Below are 22,364 nucleotides of genomic sequence, written 5' to 3' on the forward strand. Positions count from 1 at the left end.
GGTATGCATTTTAACGCTATTTTGCGTTTTGCTGCAGTATCCCCACTGACCGTGAAAGTCAGGCAAAGAGATGGTGGTGGAGTCGATTATTGTTAGCTTTTTTAAGTCGTGTACATGGTGGGATGATTCTTGCAAAGCTTGCCCAATACGCCGATTGATTTCTTGAAAAGCATACTGTAGCAAAAACGTAGGCAACTCGTTTAATTTGCGCGAGAAACGTGAGGCGCTAATCGACTTTGTTCCTACAAGAGCCTGCAAATTTTCGTTTGAGCGCAAATGCTCTTCAATGGCAGCAGGCTCTTCACGCCTAGCTAATTGAGCTTCGATGAAAAGCAGGATGGCACCTCGAACGGTAAGTTTCTGAGTCCGATAATCCAATATATCGCAGATTACTTCTGGTAAATCTAACAATTGAAGACATTGACTAATGACAGTATTTTCTGGTACGATACCCATGCGATTCTCCTTTTGATGAGGAATGGGTAACATGCCTATTCCTTAACATTAGGGGATTTTTTTATGTCTTACCAGAGAAAAACGACCACTATATTCATAATTTGGTAAATTATTAAATTTATTATTTTCATGTCAGGTTTGGTGCAAGGCTAGTGGGAGAACGGCGGTATGCTGAGCTGTAACGCTGATTTTCAGCGTTTCGGAAGGCGAGAGTCCCGTCAGCGGCGCTGTAAGCACGAAAATTGTGCTTACAGCGAAGGAAAGGGAGAGAAAAGCGGCTATACAAAAAGATGCCAAAGCATATGAGTGGCTAGTAGGCGTAACTATAGCTGCTTATGACGGAAGCACCGTTGGCTATATCATTGATATGACTGTTGCTACGAATACTCGACAATTGCTTCTGCTGCGCTTTTGCCAGCCATATAACCTGTTGAGAAAGCGGCAGTTATGTTATACCCCCCGGTATAGCCATGAATATCGAGGATTTCGCCGCAGAAGTATAGGCCATGAACCAGCTTGGATTGCATCGTGCTTGGGTCGATTTCCTTGAGATGAACGCCACCGCCTGTGACGAACGCTTCCTCTAAAGAGAGAGTTCCTTGGATGACCACAGGGAAGGCTTTCAGCAGCTTGCAGAGCTCCAGCCAATTCTGCTTGGGAATGTTGTCGTAGGTGAGCTGATCATCCAAGGCTGACTTCTCCAATAGGATAGGGATGAGACGCTCAGATAGAATGCTTTTGAGCACATTTTTAATGGCTTTCTTAGCCTCTGACTTGACGAGAGCCATGGTTTGATGGACCAACTCGTCCATGCTTTGATCAGGAAAAAGGTCTATCGTGACAAGCGCTTGCTTACGCTCTGATTTGGCGATCTCTTTTACAACGAATTGACTGCAGCGCAGAGCAATCGGACCTGATAAGCCGAAATGAGTGAACAGCATATCGCCGCGGTGGGCGATGATGGCTTTGTTTTTGGCGTTCCACACGGTTAAGGTAACGTCACGTAAAGAAAGTCCTTGCAGGTCGCGGCTGCGAATGAAAGGCTCTTTCGATGTTAGCGGAACCTCGGTTGGGAAAAGGGGGGTGATGGTATGCCCGCCATCTTGCGCCCAAGCATAGCCGTCACCGGTTGAGCCGGTATGCGGCACGGAGCAGCCTCCGGATGCGATAATAACGGCTGCACTATGAATGGTTTCACCGGATTGCAATCGGATGCCTTGGACGCTGCCATCTCGATAGAGGACCTTGCTGACCGGACTATTGGTCCTGATGTCTACACCCTGTTTACGCACTTGTCCGATAAGCGCATCGACAACGGTCTTTGCTTTATCGCTTACGGGGAACATCCTGCCGTTATCTTCTTCCTTTAGGCGGATGCCCAGATTTTCAAAGAAATCAATAATGTTCTTATTACTGAACTGGGTAAAAGCACTGTAGAGAAAGCGCCCATTGCCAGGTATATGTTTGATGAGTTCATCCATTTCTTTGTTGTTCGTTACGTTGCATCTGCCTCCGCCGGATATGCCAAGCTTGCGCCCCAGCTTTTCACCTTTGTCAACGAGCAGAACGTTGGCACCTTCCACACTTGCGGCAATGCTCGCCATAAGTCCGGCAGAGCCTCCGCCAATTACAATGACATCATAGTTCATTCGTATAAAGCCCCTACCTATTTATTTTGTTCCATCATAGCATGCGTGATAGCCTATGCAAAGTGAACCTGAAACCGATAGTTTAACTCCTGTCGGTTTCAGCAAACGTTCAATTTACGTTCATTTGTAGTTCATGTGACTTCACTATGATGAGGGATGTATGAACATTCGGGAAGGGGATGAAGCGCACATGACCTCCCTGCGGACCCGGTGGACCTGTCGGTCCGGGTGGCGCAGATTCAACTTCATCAACGGACAAAAGCAAATTAGATACCCTGCTTAGCTTATTGAACGATGAAGATGACGATGATGATAGTAGCAGCAACAGTAGTACCTTAAGTGCAGCCAGCAAAAAACTTGCTAACAGTTTAAAGAATGTGAGCAATACGGCCAGCGAAAGCCTGGTTGTTCATGCAACTGATAATACCAGCACTGCCAAAGAAACAAGCACGGCAAGTGTAGAAACCGAGACTGCGGCGAAGTGGCAAGAGCTGCTGAAGCGTACATACAGCACGAATCATGAACTCAACTTAGAAGCAGCTTCTTTATTAAATATTCAAGTATAGTCAAAAAGCTCAAAAAGCGATAACACCTTAGGATTTTAGAATCCAGTGGTTTTATCGCTTTTTTTGTTGGAAAAGAGTGAATATTTAAAAGATACGCACAGTCTGTGGATAAGTTGTTAATAGATTATGGTTTTTTGTGGGTAAATAGGAAAGTGTCTGTGGGTAAAATTGGACTATTTGTGGATAACGTTCAGGAAACCTTATCCTGAAAATGATAGTGGTCAATGTGCAGGTCGAGCCATCTCCGACTAAGCGATGCTTCTCTACCGAAGTAGTGAAGCTCATGCTTCGATGAAAGCATGATGGCTTCGCAGACGGAGGTGCGCTTGGCTAGAAGCGCAAGTCCTTGCTCGACGCCCAGTGTGCAAAGCACTCTTGCCCAGACCTGGCACTCTACGATGTCAATACCTGCAACCGTGGACTGAACGACATCATTTGTAGGGGAAAGCCCTTTTTCCTCAAAGTGACTGTACGTCGACAAGGAGCCCTCGGGCATGGCGACAGCGCCCAGCTTAGCGTTATGATTCCACGGATTTTGGATACCGATGATCCAAGGATCTAGCTTGTCATACCCTCTTCCCCAAACGGTAATATCTCCTCCGGCCAAAATAAGACCTTGCTTGAGTTCCATCGTCTTGCGCAAATAATCAGCAAATTTTTTGACCGACCAACTGTTCTCGATCCCTTTTAAATGAATGCTTGTATGGGTAGGAAGTTTAATGGATTTCATAAGCGGATCTACTTGCCATTCTAAAGAAGAAGGCGCACTTTCCGGTGTGCTTGACATGCCATTTTGCAGGAGAGGTGTATAGATCCCGTCCGTTACGGCTTGATAAGTTTCTGCTAAAAAGAGCACTTCCAGCATGGTATTGGATACCATACAATGTTCACCAGCCAGCGTGTTCAGTAAACTGATTTCGCTATCTGCCAGCAGATGTGAGAAGCGTTTCTCGACATTATGAAACCAATCGAAGGCAATTTTTTCAATTAAAGATGTATCTTGATTCTCACAGCGGAGCAGCATTTCAATATCGGACCCCATGGTATTAAAATGAAATGTTTGCAAAGATGATGTGATAGGTTCCATAAGGTTCTCCTCTTTTCTTTCGCGACCTTAAGATGATGAACTTATTATAGAAAAGTTATCTGAGATGGAATTGATAGTTTGCTGAAAGAATACTGAAAAATAAGCATTTTTGTAAGCCATTCGTAAACCTCAACAGATGTTTCGCTGATTCAGCAAGACCTCAGAAAGCTTTCGTAAAATGCTCAGTAGGCATTCAGCTTAGATTCAGGATGGGTGGATAAAGTGTTTGGTAAGCGAAGGAGGTAAACACCTCCGACCACTGAACCTATAAAACTGAACCTATAAAGGGGCGTGCATAATAAGATGTCTAAACCGAAAAGAAAAAGAATCGACTTTATCCTCGTTGCTATAGCCTTACTGGCAGCTATCCTAAATATGTACGGCATTTGGAAAGATCAAACTGTAAATGGCTACTACACCGCGGCAGTAACGAGTATGCTGCAAAACTTTCATAACTTCTTTTTTGCTTCATTTGACCAGCTGGTTATGTGACGGTAGATAAACCGCCGGTTACATTCTGGGTTCAGACCCTTAGTGCATATGTATTCGGCGTGCATGGTTGGAGCGTCATTCTGCCGCAAGCATTAGCGGGTGTTGGCTCCGTGTTACTTATGTACTTCCTGATCAAGCCTACCTTTGGCAAAACGTCAGCTAGACTGGCAAGCTTAGCCTTTGCTTGTACCCCTATTGCCGCGGCTGTGAGCCGCACGAATAATGTGGACAGCATGCTCGTATTTACCCTTGTGCTTGCCACATGGATGCTCTTCCGAGGGATTCGCGGCAGCAAGTGGGGGTGGGTTGCAGCGGCCTTTGGCATGATTGGTGTTGCGTTTAATATGAAAATGCTGCAGGCCTATATGGTTATTCCGGCTTTTTATTTGTTCTACTTATTTGCAAGTAAGGTGAATTGGAAAAGTAAGCTGAAAGTGCTGGCAGGTTCCACGGCTGTTCTTATCGTCCTTTCGTTATCTTGGGCTGTTATTGTAGATTCTATTCCGCAGGACAAACGTCCTTATATGGGCAGCAGCCAGACAAATTCCGTTTTGGAGCTAGCCTTTGGCTATAATGGTGTATCCCGTTTAACAGGCGATAAAGGCCAAGGCGGTGGCGCCAGACCTAACAGCAGTCAAATGCAGCAAGAGGACAGCCGTGATGGCCATTCTGTGAGTAGGATTACGGATAGCAACGAAGTCGTTCCAAATAGTACGAATGATGATGGAGCCAATATCGTTCAGGAAGATGGAAGCAAAAGTGATGGCACGAATACGGTGCAGGGAGGTCAAACGGGATTTGCCGGAAAAGGGCAAGCTCCTCCGGATGATGGTCTACGCGGTAGATTTGGTGATGATGGCCAAGGGGGTCGGCCCGGAGGGCAAGGCGTCGGAGGTGCTTTCAACACAGGCACAGCAGGTCCGTTAAGACTGTTCCAATCCGCTCTATCTGGTCAAATTTCTTGGCTTCTCCCTTTCGCGGTGTTAGGCGCGTTAGCGCTCCTAATGGGAATACGCAGGAAAACGAAGCTCACGGATAAACAGTTCGAAACCCTATTTTGGATAGCATGGCTGCTTCCTGCGGCGGCGTTCTTCAGTGTTGCCGGATTTTTTCACCAATACTATTTAATTATGTTGGCAGCGCCGATTGCAGCTCTCGTTGGAGCGGGTTGGACCGAGCTATGGCATCTTTATCAGGACAGAACGAGCTGGAGAAAATGGCTGCTGCCTGCGGCAGTTGCGATTACGACAGCTTTTGAAGTCTATATTCTTACACCATATAACGGAACGATCGGTTCTGGATGGGCAATTGGAGTTGGCGCAGCCGGAGCGGTGGCGACACTTATTCTAGTGATTGCTGCTAAGAAGCAAAAACTTGCTCATATGGCCGCAATCCTTGGCATATTGGCCTTGCTGGCGGCGCCGCTCTATTGGGCAGCGACTCCCCTGCTGTATGGTGGCAACAGCATGCTGCCTGAGGCGGGACCTAACCTGAAACAAAGTCCAGGCGGCGGTTTTTCTCGGATGGGAGGGTCGAGTGAAGTCAATAGCCAATTACTCGATTATGTAACGAAAAATAACACAGGTGAGACGTATTTGTTCGGCGTTTCCAGGGCAACAGAAGCTTCCTCATATATTATACAAACGGGTAAAGCCGTGATGGCCATGGGCGGATTCTCAGGCTCAGACCCGATCCTCACCGTAGATAAGCTGAAGCAGATGGTTGCCAATAAAGAAATTAAGTTTTTCCTTATTTCTTCTGGTGGCTTTGGCGGGGGAGGTGGCGGAACCAGCTCAGAAGTGACCACTTGGATTAAGGAGCACAGTACAGAAGTTCCGAAGACCGAATATCAGTCAACGACGACCCAATTGTCTCAAGGCGATCAGATGGTCCAGGAACAAACGCAAGATTATTCCGTTCAGCAGGAAACTGCGAAACAAGCGAATGATGGGCAAAATCAAGATGGCAGACGTATGGATGGCGGTCAAGATGGCCAAGGTCAAGGTAGTCCAATGGGCGGCGGTATGGGTGGTTCCAATACGTTATATGTCATCAACTATGATTCCTTATAAAAACTGAAGGAGGAAACCAACTATGATCGAACATGTGCGTTACTCTATCGTCGTTCCCGTTTTTAACGAAGAAGCCGTCATTACTCAAACCTATTTACGCCTTAAAGAAGTCATGAACCAAACGGAAGCGGCCTATGAACTGCTGTTCATCAATGATGGCAGTCGTGACAATACGGCAGCGATGATACAAGGCTTTAGCGAGAATGATGAATGCGTTAAACTCATTAACTTCTCCCGTAACTTCGGTCATCAGATTGCAATCACAGCAGGCATGGATTATGCCAGTGGAGATGCCGTCGTCGTCATCGACGCCGATCTCCAAGATCCACCTGAGCTTATTTTGGAAATGATTGCAAAGTGGAAAGAAGGCTACGATGTTGTTTACGCCAAGCGGATGAAGCGAATGGGGGAAACCTTCTTCAAAAAACAGACGGCTCACCTGTTCTACCGCATCCTGCGAGCTTCAACAGATATCGCTATTCCGGTCGATACCGGAGATTTTCGCCTCATGGATCGCAAGGTTTGTGGCGAGATGCGCCGCTTAACGGAAAAAAATCGCTTCGTCCGCGGCCTCGTTTCCTGGGTTGGTTTTCGCCAAACAGCCGTTGAATATGTGCGAGATGAGCGTGCGGCTGGGGAAACCAAGTATCCCTTGAAGAAAATGCTCAAGCTGAGCATGGACGGCATTACCTCTTTTTCCATTAAACCTTTGAAATTGGCTACCTATCTCGGAGGCGCACTCTCCGTATCTGGCTTTGCGTATCTGTTGGTTGTACTATATCTAAAGCTTTTTACCGATACCGCCGTTGCCGGTTGGAATGCCATAGCGATTATTCAACTGTTCTTTAGTGGATTTATTCTTATTATTCTTGGTGTGGTCGGTGAGTACATCGGACGTATTTATGATGAATCCAAAGGCCGCCCTCTCTATATCGTTCGCGACTGTCATGGCATGAAGAAGAAAGAACGCAGAATCAGAACGATCGTTTAAACAACATTTAAAATGGATAGGAGTGGTAGAAAATGAGAATTCGCAAAGCAGTAATACCAGCAGCAGGACTAGGGACAAGAATATTACCCGCAACGAAAGCACAGCCGAAAGAAATGCTGCCGATCGTCGACAAACCGGCCATTCAATATATCGTTGAAGAAGCTGTGCAAGCCGGGATAGAGACGATCCTCATTGTCACAGGACGCAACAAGAAATCGATTGAAGATCACTTTGATAAATCTGTGGAACTGGAACAGACACTGTTTGAAAAAGAAAAATTAGAGCTGCTTAGGGAAATTCAAGACATTTCAAATATGGCTAATATCCATTTCATCCGGCAAAAAGAACCGCTAGGTCTGGGACATGCGATTCTGTGCGCCGAATCTTTTATTGGAGATGAGCCTTTCGCTGTTCTGCTGGGAGACGACATTATGAACTCCGAAACTTCTGCTTTATTAGAAATGATGGAGGTCTTTGAATCCACGAACAAACAGGTCGTAGGCGTACAGCAAGTCCCTCCGGCAGACGTTAGCAAATACGGCATTATCGCCGCAGGCGCTTCGTATAATCGTACCTATCAGGTCAGTGACTTGGTGGAAAAACCGGCTGCGAACCAAGCGCCTTCGAACATGGCGATTATGGGACGATATATTTTGAAACCAAGCATTTTTGAAGTCCTGCACACCATTGAACGTGGAGCAGGGAATGAATATCAGCTGACGGATGCGCTGCGCAAGATGTGCTTGCAGGAAGGCTTAATGGCCCTTGAGCTCACAGGAGATCGCTATGATATCGGGGATAAATTCGGCTACATGAAAGCCATCGTCGAGCTGGGACTGCAACGAGAGGAGCTTCGTCCACAGCTGCTTGCTTATTTGGATATGCTGGTACAGAAGGAGCTGGGAAAGGAGAAACGCAGACGCCGTGTGGTGTAGATGAGGGGGTTAGGGAGCCGTGTCCGTTATGGATACGGCTTTTAGCTAGGGATTCGGGTTACTACCCACCCCATAGAAAAACAAATGAACCATCTCCTCAATTAACATGTCCATATTTCCGTGCTCTTCCGCATAATCCAACATCGTATCCGCCTGATTCGTCAACATTTGCATATACATCATGATGGTGTTCGTGGAAAGTGCCTTGGATATCTCACCATTTTTCTTGCCGTCTTCAATGAGCCGCATCACGAGTGGAATGCCCTTGGCCATGTATTCCTCTTTAACGAACCGTACCATCTCGGGATCATCCCGCCAGAGCTGCTTCATGACCTGAGGATCGAAGGTTTTGGACGATTTTTTTTTCTGGAAAACGATATATTCAACCTTCTCCTTCAGCGAGTGTTCCCCTGCCAGAAACGTCTCAAACTCCTTTATAGCCGTCCACATATAGTCTTTGAATACTTCCCGAACCAAAGCTTCTTTGCTGCCAAAATAGTTATAGATCGTCACCTGCGACACACTTGCTGCCTCAGCAATGTCAGCTATCCGAAGTTTACTTGGATCGGACGTTTTTAGCAGGTCCAAGGTGGAGCGCATGATTTTTTCTTTTTTTTGTTGAGCTCTTTTTTCGAAGCCATTCATTCGTATCACCCGTTTTTTAGGAATAATGAAATTATAGCATAAATATATTTCAAAAGTATTGACGGCATGAACATTCAGGCGTAACATGAGTTTTGAAATGATATATAACTAATATTTCATAACTTTTTTCCTTGGAGGTGGCCTCGCATGTTGACCGTTCAGCATCTAACTAAAACATTCCCGAACGGAAAAGGGATTTTCGACGTATCGTTTTCGGTCAAGAGAGGGGAAGTGTTCGGCTTTCTGGGTCCGAACGGAGCCGGCAAATCGACCACGATCCGGCACATTATGGGGTTTATGAAACCGGATAAGGGATCGGTGAATGTTAACGGGCTGGATACCTGGGTCAAACAGGGAACGGTACAGCGGTATATCGGCTATTTACCGGGGGAAATTGCGTTTATTGAAGGGATGACAGGAAAGTCGTTTCTGGATTTTATGGCTGAAATGCAAGGAATGAAGCAATCATCGCGGCGGGATGAACTGATCGATCGCTTCCAATTCGACGTCCGGACACCGATCCGCAAAATGTCCAAGGGTATGAAGCAGAAGGTCGGCATTGTCGCCGCTTTCATGCATCAGCCGGAAGTTATCATCCTGGACGAACCAACCTCGGGGTTGGATCCGCTCATGCAGAAGGTGTTTATTGATTTGGTGCTGGAGGAGAAAAATCGGGGAACCACGTTCCTGATGTCATCCCACAGCTTTCCTGAGATTGAACGGACATGTGACCGAGCGGCTATTATAAAGGATGGCGTCATTCTTACCGTTAAAGACATCCACGAGTTGCAATCGATGCAGCGGAAGCTGTTCGAAGTGACGTTCGAACGTGTGGAGGATGCGGAAGCATTCGGTCTGACTTCCGGCATAACGGTCGATTCCCGTGAAGGCAATCGAGTACGAGTTGCTGTGCAGGGAGAGTACGCTCGATTTCTATCAGAAACCTCCAAGTACCCCGTCCGTAACCTGGACGTGTTCACGCAGAGCCTCGAAGATGTGTTCATGAACTATTACGATCGGAAGGGGACCTTACAATGAATTCCGCTCTCTATAAACATATGATGAAGATTCATATCAAGGGAATGATGAACTATGCTTGCGGATCTGCCTTTTATATCTTGCTCATGTTCTGGCTGTTTCCAAGCTTTGCGGGAAATAATGCGGCTCTGGATGAGTTGATCAAATCCTTGCCTCAGGGCATGACGAATGCGTTCAATCTCGGCAGCGGATTTGGCACCGTGGAGGCATTTATCTCAGGCGAATACTATGGCCTGTTGTTAGTACTGATTGTTTCGATTTTTTGTATTCTGTACACCACGCAGCTAATGGCGAAGCTGGTAGACCAGGGCTCGATGGCGTATTTACTGGCGACGCCCACCACCCGCAGCAAAGTGGCAATGACACAAGCAGCCGTTTTTGTGACGGGACTTTTGGCGATCATGGCGGTTACAACGTTGTGTGGGTATGTGGGATATGCGCTGTTTATCGGAGATTTGAGCAACTTTCACGGAGGGGCATTCCTGCGGATGAACGTAGCGGCTTTACTGCTATTCTTCGCCGTAGGCGGAATCGCCTTTCTCGTTTCTACTTTGGCCAATGATGAGAAGAAGGCGCTAGGGATTTCAGCTGTGCTGACCTTCGGTTTTTTTAGTCTGGATTTTCTCGGGAAACTGAGCGACAAGATCGATTGGTTGCGGCACCTGACATACTTCTCCCTCTATGATCCAAGCGGCATTATTGGTGGCCGTTCCGAAACGGCACTGGCATGGTCCGTGTTGATTATCATTGGGGTTGCGACCTTTGCCGCGGGAATCACGCTGTTCCGCAAACGTGATTTGCCGTTATAAGTTCTTTGAATAGCAGTAGAAAGGTTTGTAAAAAAGCACTCAAACGGTGCTTTTTTTTATTGCCCATAGGAATGATGAGAAGATTGTAGGATCTGATAGGTAGAAGAAGATACTTTATCTTGACAAAATGAATTAACACAAGTTAAAATATGTATGTAAGTTAAAACATGATCGTAGGTGTAGATATTTTGAATTATTCAGATATTCCCTTAAGGGAATTAAAAAAGGCTAAAACTAAAGTGGCCTTGTATGAAGCCTGTTTATCTCTAATGGGCGATAAGATATTCCGAGAAGTGATGCTCGATGATATTTGCCGGAAAGCGGAAGTATCGCGGGTTACCTTCTTTAATTTTTTTCAAAGAAAGGAGGATCTGCTCGTTTACTTTATGCGTGTTTGGTTAACCGAACGGATCATCGAGATCGCAGCAGAACAAAAAAGAGGATTCTCCGCTGTTAGGCATCTCTTGAATAAAGTTGCGCAGCAGTCTGAAGAAAAAAAAGGACTAATGCCCAGCTTAATATCATCTCTGGTAGAAATGAATATGCATCCTTGCATGCCGGAATTGAGTGAAGCAGAGGTTAGGCTTCTTTTCCCGGGCGATGAGGAAATCGGAGCTCAAACTCCTGACATGTTTGAACTTTTCCAGCGATGTATGTCGGAAGCGGTTATGGATGGAGAACTCAGGGAGGAATTTACGGTCGAAACGGCAGTAAAGGTATTGTTTACCGTGTTTTACGGGGCATTTTTGACGGCTCAGTTGTATGCTTCCTCTGATATTGCGGATTTTTATGAAACCCATCTTCAGTTGCTGTTAAAAAAGTAAAGGAGCGTTTCGAGGATGAGCAAAGTGATACCTGGCCGATATACGGCGCAAATGGATGGATCTTTCGTTGTTTTTATGATCGGTATGCGAATTAACAAGTTATGGGCCGTACACAAGTGGTTGCCGGTATTTAAAGCGATGAACCCTATGATGCAAGAATTGTACCGTAACCCTGAGTTGGGTTTTCTGGAAGCCAGTTTTCATTTATCTTGGCGAGGGGTCTCCATCGTACAGTATTGGAAGTCGTTTGAGCAGTTGGAGCATTATGCTCGGAAAGGCGCCGTCCATCTTGAGGCATGGCGTAACTTTAATAGCAAAGTGGGTACGAGCGGGGTCGTTGGGATTTATCATGAAACGTATCTTGTCCCTGAAGATCAGTACGAATGTTTGTATAACAACATGCCTGTCTTCGGCCTGGCAAAGCAGGAAGGCACGCCCCTGCTACTGGTAAAAAAGAGACGGCAAGTCGAAGGCTTGGAAGAGATGGAGAGCCTGCTGTTCCAACGCCGACGAATCCGACATAAAATAGGCCGAACAAAAGGTAGTACGACTTTTGTTCGGCCTATTTTATGTTTGTTATTTTACAATATGGAACGTGTGATGACGACGACGGCGGAACGTGGATCTTTCTTTCCAAAACGATGCTGCCATTGGCTGGTTGGGGTAGCTGTTCCGGCGCCGGAAGCTCCCGGATGGTTAACGGCTACAAACACGGAAGCTTGATTTTCGGTAAAAGAAAGGCCGCTTAAAGCAGCTTCCGTTGGAGCAGATGCATATTGTTTCGTTTTTTGGGCGGAGCCTGTAGGATGAATGAGATAAAGTCCATTGTTTTTGAATTCCGACCATGCTCCAGTGTTCAACTGATCAGGCGAAATATCCGAAGCGACCCATAGATTGCCGTTATAGTCGAAGGCCAAACTACCGGGAGAGCTGAATCCGCTTTGCCGTCCGCCCGTAATAAACGTTTCGAAAGCGAACGTTTCTCCGATGCCTTCCTTCAATCGGATGATTTGACCATGAAGGTTACCCCGACTATCGTTTTGTGTATAAGCAATGAACACATTTTTATTCGTCGGATGAACAGTAAGCTCGGCAGGACGGTCGCAAGGAGTTGCTCCTACAATCAGCGCGGCTTCACTGGCGGCTGTCAGGACATCGCTTTGGGATTGAAATTGTTGGAGCAGCGTTTCTTTGGATTTGTACATCCGCTCAGGAACTTGATAGGTGAGGCGGTTCAATTGTTTCCGAACATGATCAATGGACAATTCGATCCAGCGACCTTGGATGAAGTCAGCGGCGAAGAGAGAGCCTTCACTCAAAGCTTAGCATTCGCCTTGCCATCGGTTTCCAACCACGCGTCCGCGCTCACGAACTTATAAACGAAGCCATCCGGTGAATCTTCACCCATGTAAACTACGACTCGGTTATCAGCAGTTAAAGTCATGGCTGCCCGGAGCGCTCCAAGCCAAAGAAGATTTGTTTGTCCGCTTCGTTCCGATCCGAACAGATGCAGAGAAACAGATAGTCGAGAAGCGGGTACTGACTGCGCAGATCGTAACTCAAGCCGCAGGAAGCGGAAAAGCAGCCCTGCTAGGGCTGCCGATGACGATTGAAACGAACTTGAAGAACCAGGAGACGAGACTGAACTTCTCGTTAAAAGGGATTAAGATTCCATCAGATCCAAAGAAAAGAAATGAGTTCTTGTCTTCGCTTGGCATATATATCGAGCACAGCGATGGAGAGAAGGAACTGCTGAAAGGCGTAATAAAATACGATGCAAAAGGGAATCCGGTAGGTATTGAAATCGTCATTACCAAATTCAGTACTTTTAGTATGATTGAGGTTCAGAAAACTACCATCGATACGCTTACGTATAAGAAATGGATAGACGGTTATCCGGACGGGACGTTTAAACCTAATCAACCGATAACACGTTCAGAGGCAGCAAGTATTTTCGTAAAAGCAATAGCGCTGCCTAAACAGTTAAACGGTTTGCAGAAGTTCAATGATGTATCAGATAATCACTGGGCGGCGGATGCCATTCATCAAGTTCAAGGCGCTGGATTGCTAAGTGGTTATCCGGACGGATCATTTAAGCCAGACACTCCGATTACAAGAGCTGAGCTTGCTGCGATAATCGTAAGGATTAGTAAGCTGAATGTGGTTGACACTGTTCAGGGCTTCACAGACACGCAAGGTCACTGGGCAGCTGGTTACATCCAGGCAGCGAAGGTTGCCGGATTGATGTCAGGTTATGAGGATGGTTCATTCCGGCCGGATCAGCAGCTGACACGTGCAGAAGCGGTAAAAGCGATCAATACACTTCTGAAGCGTCCAACACCTAATCTGGATAAGGCAGTATGGACGGATGTAACTAAAAAGGATTGGTTCTGGTTGGATGTTCAAGCAGCCTCCGAATCTTTCAGTAATTCGCGTTATGAAGACGGCAGCAGCAGCGCTGTGAACATACCGTAATAGCATATGAACTTAATGTGAATTAGAAAATCCTGCTGGGCCTAGGGCTCGGCAGGATTTTTTAGTAGGTAAGAAAGTATATGTCATACTTTTGCTTCGCATCTTTATCGGAACAAAATATTTTACGAGTCGGCCTAAAAATATTCCATTCATTTTAAGGATGGGGCTCATTATAATTTGAACTGTAGCCAAACAAACCTGACATAATCTCAAATAGGGGGAATTCATATGAAACATAAAAAGAAAATTGTTCTGCCATTATTGATAAGCAGCAGCGCGCTCGTGTTTGCGGCCTGCGGCAGCAACGGAGCTGCTCCGGCAGCAGATGGAGGGCAAAAACAGACGCAAGAGGGCGGGGCGCTGACACTCTGGATGTTCGATACGACTGATTATATCAAACCCGCTGCTGAGGCCGTAGCTAAGGAAATGAACATCAAACTGAACTACGAGTTCATCAATCCGGAAACGTATAAAACAAAGATTAAGGTAGCTGTTGCGGCCAATGAGCTGCCGGATATTTTCGGACAGTACAACGGCAGATCCGAGCGCGACCTGATCCTGAACTCGAAGACGGCTGCTCCGCTGAACGATGTGTTGAAATCGACGGGACTGGAATCCAAATATCTGGAAGGCCGGTTAATCAAGGAGGCAGATGGTAATGTTTACTCCTTGCCATACCGTCCAGAGCAGTCCGAGGTGCTGGTCTATAACAAAAAGCTCATGGCTGAACTGGGGCTCCAGGCTCCGAAAACATGGGATGAGCTGATTAACGTAATCAAGACGGCGAACGCCAAAAACATCATTCCGATTGCGCTGGGGGGAAAAGACCGTTGGCCGGGGGATTTGCTCTACAATACGTTTGTGCTGCGTGAAGACAAGGATGCATACGGCAAAGCACAGAAGGGAGAAGGCAAGTTCACGGACAAGCCATTCGTTGATGCAGCTGAGAAAGTGATCCAGTTATCCAAGGAGAAGGCGTTCCAGCCGGGATTCCTGGGGAATAGCGATCTCGAGGCCAGAGAGATGTTCTTTAGCGGCAAAGCGCTGATGGTCATGAACGGCTCGTGGGTTTTTGCCAAAGCGATTCCGGCGCTCGGGGATGACCTCGGGTATGTCAAATTCCCGCAAACCGGGGCTGCGAAAGATCCGTTCCTCTCCAATACGGGTGACAGAAACAACGCTCCATACGGGATTTTCGTCAATGCTCAATCCAAGCAGCAGCAGAAAGCCAAGGAGTTCGCGATCCGTTATTCCTTGAAAATCAACGACGAGCTCGTCAAATCCGGTCAGCCTTCGTTCGCCAATACGGATGTGAAGCCGACCCAAAAAGTGAATGACGCTTACGCCCAATACCTGGAGGATTTCAAAGGCTACAAGTTTATCCAAACGTACTGGTACGATACGATACCTGCTGCCGTAGGCGATGAATACCGCGACCTTAACCAAAAGCTGTACACGGGGACGCTCACCCCGGCCGAGTTTACCCAAAAGATGGAACAAATTATGAGAAAAAAATAAACAATTAAATAAATGAAGGTAGAGAGGCACTTATACCTCGTTGTGTAGGTGCCTCTTTCCTTTTGGTTAAAGGGTAAGGAGGAGTTTACATGGAGAAAGCTTTGTCGAACCGCTGGGTGCTAAGTTTGTTTTTGCTGCCTGGGCTACTGTTGTTTACCGTATTCTTTATTTATCCGGTTGTTCAAACCGTGTATTACAGCCTGCATAACTGGGATGGAGTTACCTCCATGAAGTTCGTAGGCCTGGACAATTACGTGAAGATGTTTACCGATGATCCCAATTTTAAGAAGGCATTTGTCAATGGATTGGTTTTTGTGTTTTTCTCCTTGATTTTTCAGCTTCCAGCTGCATTTATTCTGGCCTTGCTCGTTTCCAGGAAGGTCAAAGGCAGCAAGTGGTTCCGCAACATCTACTTCTTCCCGGTCATCATGTCCACTACAATGGTGAGCTTAATGTGGGGCAAGATGTTCGATCCGACGATCGGCTTGATCAATAGCATTCTGCGCTCGATCGGTCTGGAGTCCTGGGCTCAGCTGTGGCTGGGTGACAGCAATACCGCAATCTTCGCCGTTGCCTTCGTTCTCGTCTGGCATCATATAGGCTATCATATGCTGATCATGTATGCAGGGATTCAGAGCATTCCCGAACAGATTTACGAGGCAGCCAAGCTTGATGGCGCTTCGAATCTGCGGGTGATTTGGCATGTGACGCTTCCCTTGTTGGCGGACGTATTGAAGGTCGACGTTGTGCTTGCGGTGGTCGGTTCACTGAAAGTATTCGAGCAGGTCTATGTCATGACAGGCGGTGGGCCTGACAACAGCACGACGGTCATCGCTCTACGCATGTTCCAGGAGGCCTTCCTGAAAATGAACTTCGGCTACGGAAGCGCGTTAGCTGTTTTCCTGGTCATCCAATGTATGGGTATAGCCTGGATTATCAATAAACTATTTGCCAGAAATGTCGCGCGATTGTAGGAGGAAGTGATACAATATGATGAGTAAAAAAAGAAGCGCAACCAAGCTAACTTCGTATATCGTTTATTGCATCATGCTTGTGATCGCAATCATACAGCTGGTTCCCTTGGTTTGGTTAGTCTTGATTTCATTTAAAAATAACTCCGAGATTCAGGTCGGCAGCATCTTCAGCCTTCCCAAGGAGTGGCTGTTCTCCAACTATTCGTCCGCTTGGGTTCAGGGCCAGGTCGGAGATAATTTCGTCAACAGTATCATCGTAGGAACCGTGACGGTATTTTTCGTCTTATTACTCAGCTCGATGATGGCCTATGGTCTGACCCGGTTGAGGTTCAAGTTTAGCAATGTGCTGATGTTGATTCTGTTGGCCGGGGTCATGGTTCCGATTCATGCCACCTTGGTGCCGCTCTTCTTACTGTTGAAAAATCTCGGGCTGCTGAAAACACAATTGGCGATTATCTTGCCATACATCACCACAAGCATCCCGATTGGGATATTTATTCTTTCGAGCTTTTTAAGGGGTCTGCCCAAGGAGCTGGAGGAAGCCGCGTTTATCGACGGCTACGGCATTATCCGGTCGTTCTTCCAGGTCATCGTACCGCTGCTGAGACCTGCGCTTGCCTCTGTCGGCATTTTTACATTCCTGCATGTATGGAATGAGTTGCTTATGGCAGCCACCTTTATACAGAAATCTTCTCTCCGTACGCTTCCGTTGGGCTTAATGAATTTCAGCGGGGAGTACAGCGTGGAGTGGGGGCCTTTATGCGCCGCCATGCTAATTTCCACGATTCCTTTGATCTTGATTTACATTTACTTCAGCGAGCAGATGGAGAAGAGCTTTACAGCCGGCTCGATCTTAAAATAGTTCATTCCACCGTGACGGGTAACGTTATACCAAGAGGAGCGGCATGTCCCGGCTCCTCTTTGATTTATGCAGATATTGGAATCGGGAGGGGAATTTATCAAAAAGCTCAGATATATTCAGAATCTGACGATTCGCAAAAAGCTCCAGATTATCAATCTGCTGATTATTTTGCCAAGCATCTTGTTCCTGACCATTACACTTTACAATATGACCTTCATGCAGGTCATGGAGCGGACGCTCCGCAGCTCCGATCACAAGATCGAGCTCATCGCGAACAGCATCAACACGTTGTTCAACAATATTGAGAACTTCTCGAAGCTTGCCGTGATTAACAAGTCCTATCAGTCTGTGCTGAATGAAGAGGGCAGAGAGATCCAAGACCTTGAGGATACGCAGCTGATGTATGTAGGGTTAACCTCATTGCTCGAGTCCAGTCCATACATCGATTCCGTCGTGATCCAGTCGGCTCAGGGAAATAAGATGTATTACACGAACAACATTACCAATATGTCGGAAAAAAATCTTAGTGTATACCCGAAGGAACAATTGGTCGAGGCGAAAGGGTCAGCGGTTTGGATTGAAACCTTCGAAAGCCCCTTTCTGGTCAATGGGCAGCACAACAACCTGCTCTCCATTGGCAGACGCATTATCAATTTCAGCAATGGGATGACATTGGGATATATCTATATCAATATCAATGAAAACCGGTTAGCCAAGCTGTATGGCAATGACGAGGAAGGTATTCACAGCAGGCTCATGATCATTAATTCCAGAGGAACGATCCTTTCCTCCAATGAACCGCATAGGTTGAAGTCATCGCTGGATCAACAAAAGCTGGACATCATTCTCGCAGACCAAGGGAGCAAATCACATATAGGGGATGATGGGAAAGAAACGATTATTTCGGCGAAGGCATTGGACAAGAATGGCTGGCGGGTTGTGTATGAGGTGCCCAGCAAGGAGCTGATGAAGGACCAGTGGAAGATCAACCTCTTCATCATCGGCTATGGAATACTGGGCTTGCTGCTAGCCTTAGTGCTTTCGATCGTCTTCTCGAATTGGATTACCAAACCGATTATCAGGCTAAGTCGAGCGATGATGGCTGTAGGAGATGGGAAGCTGGATACACGTTCGCCGATTTCGTCTCAGGATGAAGTGGGCCAGCTCGCTTACAAATTCAATGATATGGTTGGAGAAATACAGCAGCTGGTGGACACGGTCAACCTGGAGGAGAAGCAGAAGCGAATCCTGGAGCTTAGGCTGATGTATTCGCAGATCAAGCCGCATTTTTTATACAATACACTGGAGACAATCCGCTCCATGGCATTGATGAGCAAGGCGCATGACATCAGTAAAGTGGTCAAGGCGCTCGGCGATTTTTACCGGACCTCGCTGAATCGGGGCCAGGAGCTGATTCCGGTCATCCAGGAGAAGAAGCATCTGGAGAGCTACCTGTATATCCAAAAAATCCGCTACCGACATCTTGACTACACTATCGATTTTGTTGAGGAGATAGGAGAGTGCCGGATTCCTAATATGCTGCTGCAGCCGTTAGTCGAAAATTCGATCAATCACGGCTTGAGGGAAAAGCGCGAGGGCGCCTTATGCGAGATTTCCGGTTTTATCGAACGAAGCAAGGACAGAGATGTCCTGTGCTTTATCGTAAAAGATAACGGCAAGGGGATGAATGACGAGCAGCTTCAGGGGATCTGGCAGCAGGAGCAAAGCCATCTAGATCTGTCGAGCTTCGGCATCAGCAATATCCAGGAGCGCATTCAGCTTCGGTATGGCCCGGAGTATGGGCTTACCCTTTCTTCCGCAGTGGATCAGGGAGTGGAAGTTCGCTTGAGATTACCACTAGTGTTTGATAGGCAAAGTGCTGCTGCGGAAAGGGTAGGGAAAGTCTATGACATCTGAGTGCTATCGTGTATTGATTGTGGATGACGAGTACTATTTTCGTAAGCTGCTGACCAATTTTATTGATTGGTCGCGATTTGGTTTTGTGATTGATCAGGAAGCGGAGGACGGGGCTACTGCCTTGGAGTTAGCCCGCAGCGAGCAGTACGACTTAATCATTGTAGATATTAATATGCCGGGTATGACTGGATTGGATTTCGTAGAGGAGTTAAGGTCGTCCAACATTGACTCCAAAATTATTTTTATAACGAGCTATGACGTTTTCGAGTATGCGCGGACCGCGATCAGCCTAGGCGCCTCTTATTATTTATTGAAGCCGGTCGACGAGGAGGAGCTAATCAAGGCCTTGAAGGAAATCCGCCTGGAATTGGACAGGGAAGCGGAAAGCACGGATTACTTCAAGCAGATAAAGGAGCAGGCCGAGCGGGCCAAGCCACTGATCAAGCAGCAATTCGTCCGCCAACTGCTGATGCATGAGCCGTCGGTCAAGCAGGAGGTTTTGGACGGCCAGGCCCAGTACTACAATCTTCCCCTCAATCCTGCGAATGTGGTCATCGTGGCGGAAATTGATCAGCTCGGCGAGCGGTTCAATAAGGAAGAGGAGAGGCAGCTGTGGAGGTTTGCCGTGAAGAATGTGCTCCAGGAAACGCTGGAGGGAGCCGGGGCACACTGTGAGGTAATCGACGGCGAGGACCAATTGATCGTCGTTCTGGCCGGGTTCCCGCAGATGACGGATTCTGGGGTTTATGCGCTCTGCGAGCATGCCCGGACCTTTATTGATAACCGAATGAAGCTCGGCACGACCTTGGCTTTCGGCCAAATGTACGAAAGTCTGGACCAGGTGCATCTGTCTTATTCGGAAAGCCTGTATGCGCTCAAGCAAAAATTCAGCAACGGCGACAACCGTGTTATTGCGTTTGTGCAGGAGCATATCAATGCGGAGGATGCTGTATTCACTACGCCTCTGAATCGGGGGGAATGGCTGACGGTCATCCGCCAACGGAATGTGGATGCCGTCATCGGCAAGGTGGATGACATCTGCACGAAGCTTGTCCACATTCGGGCAGGCAAAGAAATTGCTTTATTCGTGCTGATGGAATGTGTGTCATTGGGGAGTACGGCGATTCTGGAGCAGGGCGGCACGCTGCCTGTCGGATGGATGACAGATCGCCACAAGCTGTTTCGTCAGATCTACAGCCTGGAGACGGTATCCAGCATGCAGCAGTGGCTCCATCTGTTTTTCAACGAAGTGGTGTTCCAAGAACTGAACGATCAATTGTCCAAGCGCCGGGGGTCCGAGATTGTATGGAAGGCTACGGAATATATTGAGCGGGAATACGCGCAGGACTTCATCACCTTGCAGCAGACGGCGCGGGAATTATCCGTAAACCCGAGCTATCTGAGCCATATTTTTAAAAAGGAAACGGGCAAAACATTTATCGAGTATTTAACGGACATTAGATTAGATAAGGCCTGGGAGATGCTGGGAGACCTCCCGCCGGACGGCTCTTTCTCGTTCAAGGTCGTTGATGTGTCGCAGAAGGTAGGCTATGCGGACCCTTATTATTTTAGCAGATGCTTCAAGAAGAAGTTTGGAGTCGTGCCTAGCAAAATGCTGTAATAACGCCACAATTGCCTGGCGTCTGCTTGATTTTTGCATGGATAGCGTATATGATTTTCATTATTTGTACTGGAAGAATGATGAAAGTGGTGAAATTACCGTGCTCTCCATGACAGCGCGTGTTCTCCAATTAATTAGGAAGGCAAAGTTTCCGCCGTCTAAGGCCGGAATCGCTAGCGAGCTGGGCGTCTCTCTATCGGCTGTCTCTGTTCATATCGACCGACTGATGCAGCAGCAGCTCGTGATCGTCTCCCATGTGGGCAACTCCAGCGGAGGGAGGAAGCCCAAGCAATACGCCATCAACAATAATTATGGGTGGATTGTATCCATCGAGCTGGGCACTTCCTGTACACAGGTGGCCATTACGGACTTTGTCTGCAATATTCTCATTTCGAAATCATCCATTAATGATATTAATCAAGGCCCGGATGTGGTGCTTCCTCACGTTTGTCAGTTAGTAGAGGAATTGCTGAGCGAAAACAGCATCGATCCGAAGAAGGTGAAGGGGATCGGGATCGGTATCCCGGGCCCCGTCGATTTTCACATGGGGACGCCTATTGCGCCTCCTATAATGCCGGGTTGGGACCAGTATCCGATCCGGGAGTTTTGGGCGAAGCACTATGAGTGCCCTTGCTATGTGGATAACGATGTAAATAATATGGCGCTTGGCGAGCATGCCAAAGGCTTGAATTTTGAGGTAGACAATCTGATATATATCGAAATCGGTACCGGAATCGGCTCTGGAGTCATTTATGACGGCAAGCTGTACCGTGGCTCTACCGGCAGTGCGGGGGACATCGGACATTTTGACGTTGGTAATGACGTCGTCTGCTGGTGCGGGAATAAGGGCTGCCTGGAAGCGAATGCCGGAGGTCGCGCAGTCGTCAAGCATGCCTCGCAATATGCTTTGGCCGGGAAAAGTGATTATTTGTCAGGTATACTGACAAGGAACGGCCAGCTTACGATCCAAGATCTGGAGGAAGGGCTGCTTAAGCTGGACCCTGTGACGGTGGAGCTGATCCGGCAAAGCGGGACCACGATCGGTAGGGTCATCGCTTCGATTGTTAACTTCGCCAACCCGTCACTGATTTGCATCGGCGGAAGGCTGTCCGAATTCGGCGATATATTTCTGGCCGCGATCCGACAAGGCGTATACCAGAGATCGATGCCGCTGGCTACACGCAATCTCATGATCAATAAGTCGATTCTCGGCAAGCAGGCAGGACTGGTAGGGGGCGCTTATATGACGATCGACCAGCTTATCATGGGAGCAACCAACGAAGAGATAGACAGTTATCTCGATTAATCGCATATCCCAAAAGGAGTGACTGAACGCGCACGAGGGTGCCGGGCAGTCGCTTTTTTGTATTGAGCTCCGATCAGGTGCTATTGCTGATGTCAAACCGTACCATCTCCACAACTAATAACTATAA

Annotated in this window: 20 protein-coding genes and 2 pseudogenes; 15 read left to right on the forward strand and 7 right to left on the reverse strand. The window is 47.3% G+C overall.

The features are described 5' to 3' along the window. The 3 genes from FU659_RS14120 to FU659_RS14125 all read right to left on the reverse strand — a co-directional run. Positions 1-456 (reverse strand): transposase (locus FU659_RS14120; protein ID WP_483874508.1); only part of this gene is annotated, 456 nt, incomplete at its 3' end. 132 nt (positions 457-588) lie between these two features. Then, the gene (locus FU659_RS36370) at positions 589-753 is read right to left on the reverse strand and encodes a hypothetical protein (protein WP_222708550.1); all 165 of its coding nucleotides are present in this window, start codon (positions 751-753) and stop codon (positions 589-591) included. Between the two features lie 80 nt (positions 754-833). After that, positions 834-2,105, reverse strand: coding sequence for a BaiN/RdsA family NAD(P)/FAD-dependent oxidoreductase (locus FU659_RS14125; protein WP_147948172.1), 1,272 nt, complete (start codon positions 2,103-2,105; stop codon positions 834-836). 287 nt (positions 2,106-2,392) lie between these two features. Here FU659_RS14125 and FU659_RS14130 point away from each other — a divergent pair, with 287 nt between their 5' ends. Next, positions 2,393-2,671 carry a hypothetical protein gene (locus FU659_RS14130; RefSeq protein WP_147948173.1) on the forward strand — a complete coding sequence of 93 codons (279 nt, stop codon included), beginning with the start codon at positions 2,393-2,395 and terminating at the stop codon, positions 2,669-2,671. A 190-nt stretch (positions 2,672-2,861) separates the two neighbouring features. Here the strand turns inward: FU659_RS14130 and FU659_RS14135 are convergent, their stop codons facing one another. Beyond that, a complete protein-coding gene (locus FU659_RS14135) occupies positions 2,862-3,758 on the reverse strand; it encodes an FAD:protein FMN transferase (RefSeq protein WP_147948174.1) in 897 nt (298 codons plus the stop codon). Positions 3,759-4,061: 303 nt separating this feature from the next. Between FU659_RS14135 and FU659_RS14140 the strand changes: the two are divergent. From FU659_RS14140 to galU, 3 genes and pseudogenes are all read left to right on the forward strand, one after another. Continuing rightward, positions 4,062-6,322: pseudogene (locus tag FU659_RS14140) on the forward strand (ArnT family glycosyltransferase). A gap of 22 nt (positions 6,323-6,344) precedes the next feature. Beyond that, positions 6,345-7,313, forward strand: a complete 969-nt coding sequence (locus FU659_RS14145; protein WP_147948175.1) for a glycosyltransferase family 2 protein — start codon at positions 6,345-6,347, stop codon at positions 7,311-7,313. A gap of 32 nt (positions 7,314-7,345) precedes the next feature. Continuing rightward, a complete protein-coding gene (gene galU, locus FU659_RS14150) occupies positions 7,346-8,248 on the forward strand; it encodes a UTP--glucose-1-phosphate uridylyltransferase GalU (RefSeq protein WP_147948176.1) in 903 nt (300 codons plus the stop codon). Positions 8,249-8,293: 45 nt separating this feature from the next. Here the strand turns inward: galU and FU659_RS14155 are convergent, their stop codons facing one another. After that, entirely contained in the window at positions 8,294-8,893 is a 600-nt protein-coding gene (locus tag FU659_RS14155; RefSeq protein ID WP_187274143.1) for a TetR/AcrR family transcriptional regulator, read from the reverse strand. Positions 8,894-9,040: 147 nt separating this feature from the next. Here FU659_RS14155 and FU659_RS14160 point away from each other — a divergent pair, with 147 nt between their 5' ends. The 4 genes and pseudogenes from FU659_RS14160 (at position 9,041) to FU659_RS14175 (ending at position 12,088) form a co-directional block, all read left to right on the forward strand. Next, complete coding sequence (locus tag FU659_RS14160) at positions 9,041-9,931, forward strand: ABC transporter ATP-binding protein (protein ID WP_147948178.1); 891 nt, start codon at positions 9,041-9,043, stop codon at positions 9,929-9,931. Further along, positions 9,928-10,740 carry an ABC transporter permease subunit gene (locus FU659_RS14165; RefSeq protein ID WP_147948179.1) on the forward strand — a complete coding sequence of 271 codons (813 nt, stop codon included), beginning with the start codon at positions 9,928-9,930 and terminating at the stop codon, positions 10,738-10,740. Before FU659_RS14160 ends, FU659_RS14165 begins: the two co-directional genes overlap by 4 nt. Before the next feature lie 188 nt (positions 10,741-10,928). Beyond that, a complete protein-coding gene (locus FU659_RS14170; RefSeq protein ID WP_261807817.1) occupies positions 10,929-11,564 on the forward strand; it encodes a TetR/AcrR family transcriptional regulator in 636 nt (211 codons plus the stop codon). Between the two features lie 15 nt (positions 11,565-11,579). Beyond that, positions 11,580-12,088: pseudogene (locus tag FU659_RS14175) on the forward strand (DUF4188 domain-containing protein). Between the two features lie 57 nt (positions 12,089-12,145). Here the strand turns inward: FU659_RS14175 and FU659_RS14180 are convergent. Together FU659_RS14180 and FU659_RS38820 are read right to left on the reverse strand one after the other, a co-directional pair. Beyond that, on the reverse strand, positions 12,146-12,883 hold the full coding sequence (locus FU659_RS14180) for a PhoX family protein (RefSeq protein WP_147948181.1): 738 nt from the start codon (positions 12,881-12,883) through the stop codon (positions 12,146-12,148). Then, positions 12,880-13,008 (reverse strand): alkaline phosphatase PhoX, encoded by a 129-nt coding sequence (locus FU659_RS38820; RefSeq protein WP_147948182.1) that lies wholly within the window; start codon positions 13,006-13,008, stop codon positions 12,880-12,882. Before FU659_RS38820 ends, FU659_RS14180 begins: the two co-directional genes overlap by 4 nt. Between FU659_RS38820 and FU659_RS14190 the strand changes: the two genes are divergently transcribed. The 7 genes from FU659_RS14190 (at position 12,957) to FU659_RS14220 (ending at position 22,237) form a co-directional block, all read left to right on the forward strand. Next, positions 12,957-14,039 carry an S-layer homology domain-containing protein gene (locus FU659_RS14190; RefSeq protein ID WP_261807818.1) on the forward strand — a complete coding sequence of 361 codons (1,083 nt, stop codon included), beginning with the start codon at positions 12,957-12,959 and terminating at the stop codon, positions 14,037-14,039. The genes FU659_RS38820 and FU659_RS14190 overlap by 52 nt on opposite strands. A 228-nt stretch (positions 14,040-14,267) precedes the next feature. Further along, complete coding sequence (locus tag FU659_RS14195) at positions 14,268-15,557, forward strand: extracellular solute-binding protein (RefSeq protein WP_147948184.1); 1,290 nt, start codon at positions 14,268-14,270, stop codon at positions 15,555-15,557. Positions 15,558-15,646: 89 nt separating this feature from the next. Beyond that, entirely contained in the window at positions 15,647-16,531 is an 885-nt protein-coding gene (locus tag FU659_RS14200; RefSeq protein WP_147948185.1) for a carbohydrate ABC transporter permease, read from the forward strand. 16 nt (positions 16,532-16,547) lie between these two features. Continuing rightward, positions 16,548-17,393: a carbohydrate ABC transporter permease gene (locus FU659_RS14205; protein ID WP_261807819.1), complete on the forward strand. Its 846-nt coding sequence runs from the start codon at positions 16,548-16,550 to the stop codon at positions 17,391-17,393. Between the two features lie 75 nt (positions 17,394-17,468). Then, on the forward strand, positions 17,469-19,310 hold the full coding sequence (locus FU659_RS14210; protein ID WP_222708551.1) for a sensor histidine kinase: 1,842 nt from the start codon (positions 17,469-17,471) through the stop codon (positions 19,308-19,310). After that, positions 19,300-20,931, forward strand: a complete 1,632-nt coding sequence (locus tag FU659_RS14215; RefSeq protein ID WP_147948187.1) for a response regulator — start codon at positions 19,300-19,302, stop codon at positions 20,929-20,931. Before FU659_RS14210 ends, FU659_RS14215 begins: the two co-directional genes overlap by 11 nt. 37 nt (positions 20,932-20,968) lie before the next feature. Continuing rightward, a complete protein-coding gene (locus FU659_RS14220) occupies positions 20,969-22,237 on the forward strand; it encodes an ROK family transcriptional regulator (RefSeq protein ID WP_187274144.1) in 1,269 nt (422 codons plus the stop codon). Positions 22,238-22,364 lie beyond the last annotated feature (127 nt).

The organism is Paenibacillus sp. N3.4, from assembly GCF_008017805.1.
GTDB lineage: Bacteria > Bacillota > Bacilli > Paenibacillales > NBRC-103111 > Paenibacillus_E.